This window comes from Streptomyces sp. NPDC059003 (assembly GCF_042740445.1).
Classification (GTDB): domain Bacteria; phylum Actinomycetota; class Actinomycetes; order Streptomycetales; family Streptomycetaceae; genus Streptomyces.
This window is the reverse complement of the sequence record NZ_JBHYJH010000225.1, coordinates 1-11790: the sequence shown is the minus strand read 5'-3', so window position 1 is coordinate 11790 and position 11790 is coordinate 1. Positions and strand designations below refer to the sequence as shown.

Annotated in this window: 12 protein-coding genes; 4 read left to right on the top strand and 8 right to left on the bottom strand. The window is 71.6% G+C overall.

Annotation, left to right across the window (positions count from 1 at the left end):
- Nucleotides 1-129: 129 nt before the first annotated feature.
- Nucleotides 130-987 (bottom strand): hypothetical protein, encoded by an 858-nt coding sequence (locus ACFWZ5_RS41040; protein WP_384803729.1) that lies wholly within the window; start codon nt 985-987, stop codon nt 130-132.
- Nucleotides 988-1017: 30 nt separating this feature from the next.
- Nucleotides 1018-1428 carry an ATP-binding protein gene (locus ACFWZ5_RS41035; protein ID WP_384803727.1) on the bottom strand — a complete coding sequence of 137 codons (411 nt, stop codon included), beginning with the start codon at nt 1426-1428 and terminating at the stop codon, nt 1018-1020.
- Nucleotides 1429-1663: 235 nt separating this feature from the next.
- On the opposite strand from ACFWZ5_RS41035, the gene ACFWZ5_RS41030 reads away from it, so the two are divergent.
- The 3 genes from ACFWZ5_RS41030 to ACFWZ5_RS41020 are packed head-to-tail and all read left to right on the top strand — an operon-like array spanning nt 1664 to nt 2897.
- Nucleotides 1664-2515, top strand: a complete 852-nt coding sequence (locus ACFWZ5_RS41030) for a helix-turn-helix domain-containing protein (protein ID WP_384803724.1) — start codon at nt 1664-1666, stop codon at nt 2513-2515.
- An 8-nt stretch (nt 2516-2523) separates the two neighbouring features.
- Nucleotides 2524-2712 (top strand): DUF397 domain-containing protein, encoded by a 189-nt coding sequence (locus ACFWZ5_RS41025; protein WP_384803721.1) that lies wholly within the window; start codon nt 2524-2526, stop codon nt 2710-2712.
- Nucleotides 2709-2897, top strand: coding sequence for a DUF397 domain-containing protein (locus ACFWZ5_RS41020; protein WP_384803718.1), 189 nt, complete (start codon nt 2709-2711; stop codon nt 2895-2897). Before ACFWZ5_RS41025 ends, ACFWZ5_RS41020 begins: the two co-directional genes overlap by 4 nt.
- 72 nt (nt 2898-2969) lie before the next feature.
- Here the strand turns inward: ACFWZ5_RS41020 and ACFWZ5_RS41015 are convergent, their stop codons facing one another.
- The 5 genes from ACFWZ5_RS41015 to ACFWZ5_RS40995 all read right to left on the bottom strand — a co-directional run bounded on the left by ACFWZ5_RS41015 (nt 2970) and on the right by ACFWZ5_RS40995 (nt 8125).
- Nucleotides 2970-4241: a flavin-dependent oxidoreductase gene (locus ACFWZ5_RS41015; protein WP_384803715.1), complete on the bottom strand. Its 1272-nt coding sequence runs from the start codon at nt 4239-4241 to the stop codon at nt 2970-2972.
- Nucleotides 4238-5080 carry an ABC transporter ATP-binding protein gene (locus ACFWZ5_RS41010; RefSeq protein ID WP_384803712.1) on the bottom strand — a complete coding sequence of 281 codons (843 nt, stop codon included), beginning with the start codon at nt 5078-5080 and terminating at the stop codon, nt 4238-4240. The genes ACFWZ5_RS41015 and ACFWZ5_RS41010 overlap by 4 nt, the downstream gene beginning before the upstream one ends.
- A 162-nt stretch (nt 5081-5242) precedes the next feature.
- Complete coding sequence (locus ACFWZ5_RS41005; RefSeq protein WP_384803709.1) at nt 5243-6001, bottom strand: ABC transporter permease; 759 nt, start codon at nt 5999-6001, stop codon at nt 5243-5245.
- Nucleotides 5998-6834 (bottom strand): ABC transporter permease, encoded by an 837-nt coding sequence (locus ACFWZ5_RS41000; protein ID WP_384803706.1) that lies wholly within the window; start codon nt 6832-6834, stop codon nt 5998-6000. The genes ACFWZ5_RS41005 and ACFWZ5_RS41000 overlap by 4 nt, the downstream gene beginning before the upstream one ends.
- 223 nt (nt 6835-7057) lie before the next feature.
- Entirely contained in the window at nt 7058-8125 is a 1068-nt protein-coding gene (locus ACFWZ5_RS40995) for an ABC transporter substrate-binding protein (protein ID WP_384803703.1), read from the bottom strand.
- A gap of 183 nt (nt 8126-8308) precedes the next feature.
- Here ACFWZ5_RS40995 and pepN point away from each other — a divergent pair, with 183 nt between their 5' ends.
- On the top strand, nt 8309-10873 hold the full coding sequence (pepN, locus tag ACFWZ5_RS40990; RefSeq protein WP_384803700.1) for an aminopeptidase N: 2565 nt from the start codon (nt 8309-8311) through the stop codon (nt 10871-10873).
- Between the two features lie 307 nt (nt 10874-11180).
- Here pepN and ACFWZ5_RS40985 read toward each other — a convergent pair.
- Nucleotides 11181-11790: LysR substrate-binding domain-containing protein (locus ACFWZ5_RS40985; RefSeq protein ID WP_384892257.1), on the bottom strand; the 610-nt coding region annotated here is incomplete at its 5' end.

Genomic DNA, 11790 nt, shown 5'->3' with positions numbered 1-11790 from the left:
TGTCCCCCACCCCGCCCCTTCCCGAACTGGGGGCTCCGCCCCCAGGCCCCCTTCTTTCCGGCCTTCGGCCTCGTCCTCAAACGCCGGACGGGCTGAAAACATCCAGCCCGTCCGGCGTTTGTCTTCGGCTCAGTCCTTGTCTCCCTCGAACAGGCCCTCCGCGTCGGCCGTGTGCACCGCACGCTTGGCCCACACGTTCAGCTGCTCAAGATCCGTGCAGGCCAGTACGCGTTCCCGCACGGATTCCGGCACCGCGATCTCGCGCCAGTCGAGCATGCGCAGCACCATGGCGGCACGTTCTCGCACGATGCCCTTTTCGATGCCTTCTTCCCGGCCTTCTTCCCGGCCTTCTTCCCGCACCTTCTCCGCCACCGAGTGCCGGAAGAAGTAGTTCACCGTTGCCATCAAGTCCCTCCAGATCTCCTTCGCCTGGGGGTCCACCAGGCCTGACTCGACGAGCTGCGCGAACACCGCCGCGCCCTCGGGTTCCACTGTCTCCAGGACTGCCGCCAACGGTTTGAGTATCGCAGCGGCACCCCGCCCCCTACCATGCGTAATCGCCGAGAACACCGCGAGGGAGACGTCCCTCGCGGCCTCCTTCTCGTCCGCGATCACCGGCACGTTCTCCGGGCCGAGGACGAAGGGCCGCACCACGAGCGAGGGGTGGTACGACAGGCCCAGCTTGATGGGCTGAGCCGCCCACTCGGCGGTCGACTTGCTCTGCGACATGACGATCAGCACCGGCTGGCAGCGGTACTTCGCATGCAAGTACGAGAGGTAGTACGGCCAGCTTCGCCGCTTGGCCTCGTCCTTCTTGCCCTGCGCCTCAAGCACCAGCAGATAGCTGCCGTCGTCGGTGTCGACCCGTAACAGGGTGTCCACCCGGCGCTCGATGGGTTCGATCTCCGTGAGGTCCGCGTTCAGGATCGCGATGTCACGCGGTTCCGGGAACGGGACGTGGAGCAGTCTCCGGAAGTTGCGGAGCATCAGCTCCGTGTCCTTCTGGAAGATCCGGTGCTACGCCGCGTCCAGTTCGCACCAGACGTACTTCCCGGCGTCGCCGCCCTCCTCGGGCTGCGGGTGCCAGCCCCACGTGTCCGCGCACGCTCTGACGAGGTCGAGTCCTCGCCCCTGTTCCTCCATGTCCGCGGCCGGGCTCGGCGGGGGCTCGGGCAGCAGCGGGTCCGCGTCCCACGCGCCGATCCGGAGTACGCCGTCCGCCCAGAGGAGGCGGAAGGAGACCGGGCCCTTGGTGTGGCGTACGGCGTTGGCGACCAGCTCGGTCGCGAGGAGTTCCGCCACGTCGGTGACGCGGTCCAGGCCGTGCAGGGTGAGTGCCGCGCGCAGTGTGTGGCGACAGACGGTGACCGCGCGCGGGTCGTGCGGGATGTGGACGACGTACTCCCAGGGCTGGGCGTCGTGAGGCATGGGTGAACTCCCGTGGGGGTGAGAGGAGTTGGGGTGTGCGGCGGGTGACGGGCGGTGGCATTGGCGCGGCCGCCCTGGCAGGACGACGCGGTGCGCTTCCGGGACTCCCGGGGTTCCGCAGCGGGTGCGACGCGTCACCGACGGTATGCCTATAATTTGTGACCCAGCAAGCCGTTCACCTAACCTGACACCCGAACGAGGCAAGCAGCACTGCGAGTTGGGCCGGGAGCGGCGAATGGCGACGAGGCGGAATCCGACTGCGCGACAGATGCGCCTGGGCATTGAACTGCGCAAACTGCGGGACGCCGCAGGCTTGAAGGCGACCGAGGCGGCAGCCCTGCTGGGGGCGAACTCCGCCCAGCTGAGCCACATCGAGGCCGGTATCGCCGGTGTCAGCGAGGAGCGCCTGCGCCGCCTGGCATCTCATTACGCCTGCATGGACCAGGAGTTGATCGAGGCCTTGGTCGGCATGGCGACGAGCCGGACGCAGGGGTGGTGGGAGGAGTACCGGGGCCTGCTCCCTACGTCGTTCCTGGACCTTTCCGAGCTTGAGCACTACGCCACGTTCCGGCGTGACGTGGACTTCCTGCGCGTTCCCGGGCTTCTTCAGACGGAGGACTACGCCCACGCGGTGTTTGCGTACCGGATTCCCGAACTCCCCCGCGAGGAGTTGGAGTCACGCGTTAGCCACCGCATGAAGCGCCGGGTGATCATCGAGGGACCGCACCCAATTCCGTACACCGCAGTGATCCACGAGGCAGCCCTGCGGATCAGGGTCGCGGACAGAGCGGCATCACGCGCCCAGCTCAACCACATCCTGGAGTTCTCCGAGACCGACCATGTCACCGTGCGGATCATCCCGTTCGACCTGGACGGATTCGCAGGAGCGGCGAGCACCATGGTGTACGCGGGCGGAGAGGTCCCGCGACTGGACACCGTGGTGCGCGACGCCCCGCACGGCACCGGATTCATCGATTCCGAGGCTCAGCTCGACCGCTGTCGAACACTCTTCCGTAAAGTAGAAGGGGTGTCACTGGACCCCGTGCGGTCACGCGACTTCATCCACCAGTTGGCCAACGAACTGTGAGGCACTCTATGACCACCTCTGAGGTCTGGCAGAAGTCATCGTTCTCCGGAGAAGGCGACGGCAACGCCTGCATAGAAGTGGCCTCCTCCGCCCGCACGATCCACCTCCGTGAGAGCGACGAACCCGCCATCGAGCTCACTGCCACCCCAGCCGCTCTCACCGGTCTCCTCCACGCCCTTAAAGCGAGCGAGCTATGAGCCCCATCCGCTGGCAGAAGTCGTCCTTCTCTGGAGGCGGCGACGGCAACGCCTGCGTCGAATTGGCCGCCACCGCACCCGGCACCATCCACCTCCGCGAAGGCGACGACCCCGCCACCGAGCTCACCACCAACCCCGCCTCCCTCGCCCAGCTCCTCCTCCACCTCCGAGGCGCCGCAGGCTGAAGGGGGTGGGTGGGCGGGGAAATCCAGCCCGTCCGGCGTTTGAGGACGAGCGCGCAGCGCGATCAACGGGACCTACACACTCCACGACCCCCTCCCGTTCAGCTCGGAAACATCCGTCCCCGTAGTCCACCGGTACGCCGCCTCCAGCTCCCCCAGTTCCTCCGCCGTGAGGACGTCCTCCACGCGGGAGAAGCCGTCGGGGGCGCGCTCGGCGACGGCGGCGAGGAAGCGGTCGGCGGGCATGCGGCGGTTGGCCAGGACCAGCGCCGTCGTCGCCTCGCGGCGGACCTCCTCGTACGCCCGGAGGCCCGCGACCCGGTCCGGGTCGGTCATCGCGAGGCAGCGGGCCAACACCCGCGCGTCGAGGACCGCCTGGGAGCCGCCGTTGGACCCCACGGGGTACATGGGGTGCGCGGCGTCACCGAGGAGCGTGACCGGGCCCTTGCCCCACCACGGGAGCGGCTCCCGGTCGACCATGGGGTACTCCAGGATGCGGCGCGTCGCGGAGAAGAGCGCCGGGACGTCCAGGTCCCCGATGCGCCAGCCCGCGTAGTGCGGCAGGACGTCGGAGAGGCGCCCGGTCCGGTTCCAGTCGGCGGAGCCGGAGGGGCCGCCCGGCTCGAAGGGGAAGCGGACCTCCGCCACCCAGTTGAGCAGCGCGCGCCCGCGCAGCTCGGCGTCCCGGGAGATGGGGTAGACGACGAGCTTGGCGTGCGCGTTGCTGCCGGCGACGGCGACGGTCCGGCCGCCGAGGACGGGGTCCCACTCGGTGACGCCGCGCCACATGCGGATGCCGTTCGACAGGGGCGGGCCCTCCCCCGGGTGCAGCCGGGCCCGTACGGCCGAGTACAGACCGTCGGCCCCGACGAGCGCCCGCACCCGCACCGCGTGCTCACGCCCCCGCGCCATGTCCCGCACCACGACCCGCAGCCCGGACCCCTCCTCCATGAAGCGGACGAACGACGTGCCGGTGACCACGGCCCGGTCCCCGATCCGCTGCCGCACCGCGTCGAGCAGAATCATCTGGAGGGCGCCGCGGTGGATGGAGTACTGCGGCCAGTGGTAGCCGAGCGCGAGCCCGCGCGGCTCGCCCCAGATGCGGTTGCCGTGGCGGTCGTAGTGGACCTGCTCGGCGGCCTGGACGGCGGTCGCGGCGAGCTGGTCGCCGAGGCCGAGCTCGGTCAGCTCCCGTACGGCGTGCGGGAGCAGATTGATGCCGACGCCGATGGGCCGCAGCACCTCGACGGTTTCGAGTACGCGTACGTCGATGCCCGCCGCGTGCAGGCTCAGGGCGGTGGTGAGGCCGCCGATGCCCGCGCCCGCGACCAGTACGTCCACGCTCATGGCCGCCGCACCGCCCGCCCGACCTCGGCCCGCAGCTTCACGAACTCGGGCAGCCCGCGCGTGACGATCTGGTCGCGCGGCGCCGGGAGTTCGACGCGCAGGTCGCTGTGGACGCGCCCGGGGGCGCCGGTGAGGACGACGACGCGGTCGCCGACGTACACGCTCTCGTCGATGTCGTGCGTGACGAGGAGGATGGTCATGCCATCTTCATGACCGCCGGGACCGCCGGGGCCACCCGGACCGCCGGGGCCACCCGGGCCACCGGGACCGCCGCCCCCGTCGCCGCCCGGAGCCGCGCCGCCGCCCCGCACCGCGAGCAGCAGGTCCTCCAGGTCCTCCCGGGTCTGCGCGTCGACGGACCCGAACGGCTCGTCCATGAGCAGCAGCGCGGGCCGGTAGGCGAGCGCCCGCGCGAGGGCGACGCGCTGCTGCATCCCGCCCGACAGCTGCCACGGGTAGCGGCCCGCGGTGTCGGCCAGGCCGACCTGCTCGAGCGCCGCGTGCGCCCGCGCGCGCCGCTCGGCACGGGCGAGCCCGCGGCGGCGCAGCGGCAGCGCGACGTTGTCGCGCACGGTCAGCCACGGGAAGAGCGAGCGCGTGTAGTCCTGGAAGACGACGGCCAGGTCGTCGGGCACCCCGTCGACGGCCCTGCCGCCCACCGCGATCCGCCCCTCGCTCTGCCGCTGAAGGCCCGCGACACACCGCAGCAACGTGGACTTCCCGCACCCCGAAGGACCGACGATGCTCACCAACTCGCCGCGCTCCACGAAGAGTTCGACCCCGTCGACGGCGTGGTGCCCGTCGTCGTACCGATGACTGAGCCCCGTGATCTCCAACATCCCCTGTTCCCCCTGTTCCCCCCGATACCAACTGCCACGTGGTCTACGTGCTTTGAGTACGCGGACGCGGCGGGCGTTCCCCATGTGCCCGGTACACCGGATGCACCGCGCGCGCCGCCGGTGCGCTCGCGGTCCCGGGCGCCCCGTCGCTCTCCTTGCGCTCTATGTGTCCATGCGCCTCGCGCCCCTGTGCCAGGCCAGGGCCTTCCGCTCGACGAGCAGGAAGAGTCCGTTGAGTACGCAGCCGACGGCGCCGAGCAGCACGATCGCCGCCCACAGCTGGTCGGGCCTGAACTCCCGCTCGGCCGCGTTGAGCCGGGCGCCGATGCCCTCGCCCGACCCCATGAGCTCGGCGATGACCATGAGGATCAGGGCGAAGCCGAGCGCGACCCTGAGCCCCGCGAAGATCTTGGGCGCGGCCGCGGGCAGCACGACGTACCGCAGCCGCGCGGGCCCGCCGAGCCCGAAGACGCGCGCGGAGTCGAGCTGCACGGGCTCGACCGACCGCACCCCGTCGACGGTGTTCAGGAGCACCGGCCAGACGACGCCGAAGACGATGGTCGCCAGCTGCATCGACGTACCGAGCCCGAAGGCGACCATGAAGAACGGGATCAGCGTGGGCGGCGGCACGGCACGGCCGAACTGCAGCACGGGATCGAGTACGTGGAACGCCACCCGGGAGAGCCCGACCGCCGTCCCGACGGCGATCCCCACGACCCCCGCGATGGCCCACCCGAGCAGCAGATGCCCCAGACTCGGCAGGAGGTCGTCGAGCCCCTGCCCGGACCACCACTCCTCCCGCATCACGGTCACGATGCGGGACGGCGGCGGAAAGTACAGGTCCCCGGCCCGCCGGGCGGCCACTTCCCAGACTCCGACGAGCACGACGAGCAACCACGCACGCGCGACGAGGAACCTCATGAGCCGACCTCAGGTTCTTTCAGCCCGTCCGGCGTTTGAGGACGAGCGCGAAGCGCGATAAGGCGGGGTCCAGGGGCGGCAGCCCCTGGTTTCGGGAAGGGGCGGGACTGGGGAAAGACCATCCTCCCCACCCACACCAGCCCAGCGTTCGCCACCACCCCGAGCCCCCCGGCCCACACCGCCCCCGCCACCATCAAATCCGGCCGCCCACCCCCCGACTGGCTCTCCAAGAGATAGACCCCAAGACCCCCGTCGCCCCCGGCGCGCAACTCCGCACTGACCGCCACGATCAACCCCACAGAAGCAGCGATCCGCACCCCGGTCACCACAAAGGGCCCCGCACTCGGCAGGCACACCCGCCACAGCACCCCCCACCCCCCGAACCCGAAGGACCGCAGCGTCTCCTTGGCGACGGGGTCCACATCCCGCAGCCCGTACAGCGTGTTCAGCAGGATCGGCCACAACGCCGCGTAGCAGACGAGCGACCGCTCGACCCGCTCCGGCTCCACGAACACCAGGATCGCGAGCGGAATGAGGGCGACGGACGGAACGGGCCGGGCGAGCTCGACGACGGCGAGGCTCGCGGTGTTGAGGCGGGGCAGGGAGCCGAGCAGCAGCCCGGCGGGCACGGCGAGGGCGACGGCGAGCGCGAGCCCGCCGAGCCACGCGGAGACGGTGGTCCAGAGGTGGTCGAGGAAGCCGTCGTCGGCGGCCATCTCGGCGGCGCGGGCGAGCACGGACGAGGCGGGCGGCAGGGCCTGCGCGTCGAACACCCCGCTGCGGGCGATGACTTCGACGAGAAGGACCGCGCCCCCGACACCGAGCGCTCCCAACAGCGCCCGGCCCCACCGGCGCGAGACCAGGCCACCGGCGCGTAAGGGGGCGCGTGCGCGAGCGAGCGCCCCTGACCCCGGGCCGGGGCCCGGACCGGAGCGCGCCACCCGCCTCACCGCATCGCCCGCCTCACCGCATCGCCCGCCTCACCGCATGTCCCGCCTCACGCATGCCACCCCCACGACAGCCACCCCCAAGCCGCCCCCACGGCACTCACCCGCCTCACTGCGCCGTACGCACGAGCAGCGACTCCACGTCGATGTCCCGCTTCACGTAGCCGAACTCCCGCATGAGGTCGACCACGCGCCGCAGCCGCGCCGCGTCGAGCGTCACGGGGTAGCCGCCGAGGTGCATCCGTGCCGCCTGGTCCGCGCTGATCCTCGTGTAGTCCGGGAGCGTCCCGACGACGGCCGACCGCCTGGCGGCCAGCTTCTGCGCGCGGGCCATGGCCCGCTGGAACGCCGCGACCGTCTTCGGGTTCTTCTCGGCGAACGACGCCGTCGCCGCGTACCCGGCGATCGGGAAGCCCGCGGTCGGCGGCTTGCCGAGGTCGGCGACGACCCGGCCCGCGCCGGAGTCCTCGATCGCGGTGACGAACGGCTCGACGGCCATCACGGCGTCGACGCTCCCCGACGTCAGGGCGGTCTCCATGTTCGGCATGTCGACCTCGGCGAAGCTCTTGTCGTCGTCGAACGAGGCGCCCTCCGCGCGGCCCGCCTTCCGCACGAGCAGGACACCGATGTTCCGCTTCGTGTTGACGGCGATCTTCTTGCCTTCGAGGTCCTTCAGGGACTTGACCGGCGAGTCCTTCGGCACGAGCACCGCGTGCGTCTTGGGCGCGGACTGGAAGCCGTCGGCGACGAAGCGGACGTCGATGGCCTTGTTGGCGTGGGCGAGGAAGTACGAGACGTAGTTGCCGAAGGAGAGGTCGAGCGCGCCCGCCCTGAGGCGGCTGACCGACTCGGCGCCGCCGCTGAGCGTCGTCGTGCGGACGGTGAGCCCCTCCGCCTTGAAGTACCCCTTGTCCATGGCCAGCTGCAGCGGCGCCGTGTCGGCGACGGGCAGGGTGCCGACGGTGATCCGGGACTTCTCGGGGCCGTCGCCGGACGCGTTGCCGCCGCCGTCGTCGTCGGAGCCGCCGCAGGCCGCCGTGGTGGCGATCAGGAGGGCGAGCGCGGGCAGCGGCCGCAGCGCCGCGCCCAGCCGGCCGCCGCGTAACCGCCCCGGACCCCGCGAGCCCCGTGGGCGCGCCGAGCCCCGTGAGCCCTGTGCGCCCCGTGTCATATGCATCCGCCGCATCTGCTCCCGACCCCGCTCCAGGCCGCTCGAGACCGCTCTCCGGCCTGAGCCGACGCGCGGATGCTAACCGCAGCGCTCCGGGAGAACAATGGCGCGGGGCGGCCCGCGGCGCCACATGGAAGGATGGCCGGAAACATCGCAAAAGTTCGCACATCGTAGCGAGGAGATGACCGCGTGCCCGGCACCAATCTGACCCGCGAAGAGGCGCAGCAGCGGGCCAAGCTGCTCACCGTTGACTCGTACGAGATCGATCTCGACCTCTCCGGAGCGCAGGAGGGCGGCACCTACCGGTCGGTGACCACCGTGCGCTTCACCAGCGCCGAGGCGGGCGCCGAGACCTTCATCGACCTGGTCGCCCCGGCGGTGCACGAGGTCGTCCTGAACGGTCACGCCCTGGAGGTGGCCGCGGTCTTCCGCGACTCGCGCATCGCCCTGCGGCATCTGCACGAGGGCGCGAACGAGCTCAAGGTCGTCGCCGACTGCGAGTACACGAACACCGGCGAGGGCCTGCACCGCTTCGTGGACCCGGTCGACGACCAGGCGTACCTGTACACGCAGTTCGAGGTCCCCGACGCGCGCCGGGTCTTCGCCTCGTTCGAGCAGCCGGACCTGAAGGCCACGTTCCAGTTCACCGTGAAGGCGCCGAGCGGCTGGACGGTGATCTCGAACTCGCCGACGCCGGAGCCCAAGGACGACGTCTGGACCTTCGAGCCGACGCCGCGCATGTCGACGTACGTCACGGCGCTGATCGTCGGCCCGTACCACGCGGTGCACTCCGTGTACGAGAAGGACGGGCAGAGCGTCCCGCTCGGCATCTACTGCCGCCCCTCGCTCGCCGAGTTCCTGGACGCGGACGCGATCTTCGCGGTGACCCGGCAGGGCTTCGACTGGTTCCAGGAGAAGTTCGACTACCCGTACCCCTTCAAGAAGTACGACCAGCTGTTCGTGCCGGAGTTCAACGCGGGCGCGATGGAGAACGCGGGCGCGGTGACGATCCGCGACCAGTACGTGTTCCGCTCCAAGGTGACGGACGCCGCGTACGAGGTGCGTGCCGCCACGATCCTGCACGAGCTGGCCCACATGTGGTTCGGCGACCTGGTCACCATGGAGTGGTGGAACGACCTGTGGCTGAACGAGTCGTTCGCCACGTACGCCGAGGCCGCCTGCCAGGCGTACGCGCCGGGGTCGAAGTGGCCGCACTCCTGGACCACCTTCGCCAACCAGATGAAGACGTGGGCGTACCGCCAGGACCAGCTGCCGTCGACGCACCCGATCATGGCGGACATCCGCGACCTGGACGACGTGCTCGTCAACTTCGACGGGATCACGTACGCCAAGGGCGCCTCCGTCCTGAAGCAGCTGGTCGCGTACGTCGGCGAGGACGAGTTCTTCAGCGGCGTGCAGGCGTACTTCAAGCGGCACGCGTTCGGCAACACGCGGCTGAGCGATCTGCTCGGCGCCCTGGAGGAGACCAGTGGGCGCGACCTGACGACCTGGTCGCAGAAGTGGCTCCAGACGGCGGGCATCAACATCCTGCGCCCGGTGGTGGACGTCGACTCCTCCGGCACGATCACCTCCTTCGCGGTGAAGCAGGAGGCGCCGGCGCTGCCCGAGGGCGCCAAGGGCGAGCCGACCCTGCGGCCCCACCGCATCGCGATCGGCCTGTACGACCTGGACGACGCGTCCGGCAAGCTGGTGCGCACGGACCGGGTCGAGCTGGACGTCGACGGCGAGCTGACGGCGGTGGAGGCGCTGGTGGGCCGCGCCCGCCCTGCGGTGATCCTCCTGAACGACGACGACCTGTCGTACGCCAAGGTCCGCCTGGACGCCGACTCCCTCGCCTTCGTCACCGAGCACCTGGGCGACTTCGAGGCGTCGCTGCCGCGCGCCCTGTGCTGGGCGTCCGCGTGGGACATGACGCGCGACGCGGAGCTCCCGACGCGCGACTATCTTTCGTTGGTGCTCTCGGGCATCGGCAAGGAGTCCGACATCGGCGTCGTGCAGTCCCTGCACCGCCAGGTGAAGCTGGCCCTCGACCTGTACGCCGCGCCCGCGGGCCGGGACGCCGCGCTCACCCGCTGGACCGAGGCGTCCCTGGAGCACCTGCGGGCCGCCGAGCCGGGCAGCGACCACCAGCTGGCGTGGGCCCGCGCGTTCGCGGCCACGGCCCGTACGGATGCCGACCTCTCCCTGCTCGAGGGTCTGCTTGACGGCTCGTCGGTCGTGGAGGGCCTGGCCGTCGACACCGAGCTGCGCTGGGCGTTCGTGGCGCGGCTCGCCGCGACCGGCCGCTTCGGCGAGACGGAGATCGCCGCGGAGGCCGAGCGGGACAAGACGGCCGCGGGCGAGCGCCACGCGGCCGCCGCGCGGGCGGCGCGGCCGACCGCCGAGGCCAAGGCGGAGGCCTGGGCGTCGGTCGTCGAGTCCGACAAGCTGCCCAACGCCGTGCAGGAGGCGGTGATCTCCGGCTTCGTCCAGACCGAGCAGCGGGAGCTGCTCGCGCACTACACCGAGAAGTACTTCGCCGCGGTCAAGTCGGTGTGGGACTCCCGGTCCCACGAGATGGCGCAGCAGGTCGCGGTGGGCCTTTACCCGGCGGTGCAGGTCGCGCAGGCGACGCTGGACGCGACCGACGCGTGGCTCGCGTCGGCTGAGCCGACGGCGGCGCTTCGACGGTTGGTCATGGAGTCCAGGGCGGGGGTTGAGCGGGCGCTGCGCGCGCGGGTCGCTGACGCGTAGTCCTTTGGGCGGGTGGCCTCTCCCACCCGCCCGCCCGTTTCCGGTCGGATGGACGGTGGGCGCCCCTTGTGGGGGTTGCCCGCCGTCGGCGGGTGCGGCCGGGACGGCTGGTACTGGGTGGGCGGGCGGGGAGAAGCCGCCGCGGTAGCGGCGGGACGTGCGCCCACGGACGGTAGGTCATGGGTGGGCGGGCGGGTAGCTGCCGCCGCGGTAGCGGCGGGACCTGGGCGCACGCGGAGGCGTATGGGGTGGGTGGGCGGGGTGAAGCCCGCCGCGGAGCGGCGGGGACGGGGGCGCAGGGTGACGGTCACCGGGATGCCGCGGCCGCGCGCAGCGCGGTGAGCACGCGGCTCACGCCCACCCCGGCCTCCGCCCCGCGGCGAACCGCGGCGACCACATGGCGGTGGGGGGTCCCGGGGCCGAGGCCCCTCATGGCGACCCCATCCCGGCGGGAGGGGGTCGCCATGCGCGGTACGAGGGCCACGCCCATGCCCGCCTCCACCATGGCGAGGATCGCCGTCCAGCCGGCGGCGCTGTGGGCCTGCTCCGGTACGAATCCGGCGGCCTCGCAGGCCCCGCGGGTGATGTCGGACCAGGGCCCGGAGCCGCCGAAGATCCAGGGCTCGTCGGCGAGGTCGGCGAGCGTGAGGCCGCGCTTGCGGGCGAGGGGATGTGCCGCGGGCAGGGCGACGTCCAGCGGGTCGGCGAGCAGGGGGACCTGGGTGAAGCGCCCGTCCCGCCCGCTCGGCGCCTGCGCGGCCAGCGACAGCGCGAGGTCGACGTCCCCGGCGGCAAGCAGCTCGTACGCCTGAGCCGCCTCCGCCTCCCGCACCTGCACGGACACCCCCGGGTGCGCGTCCCGCAGGGCCCGTACGGCGGGGACGACGAGCGCGGGCACCGCGGTGGAGAACGCCCCC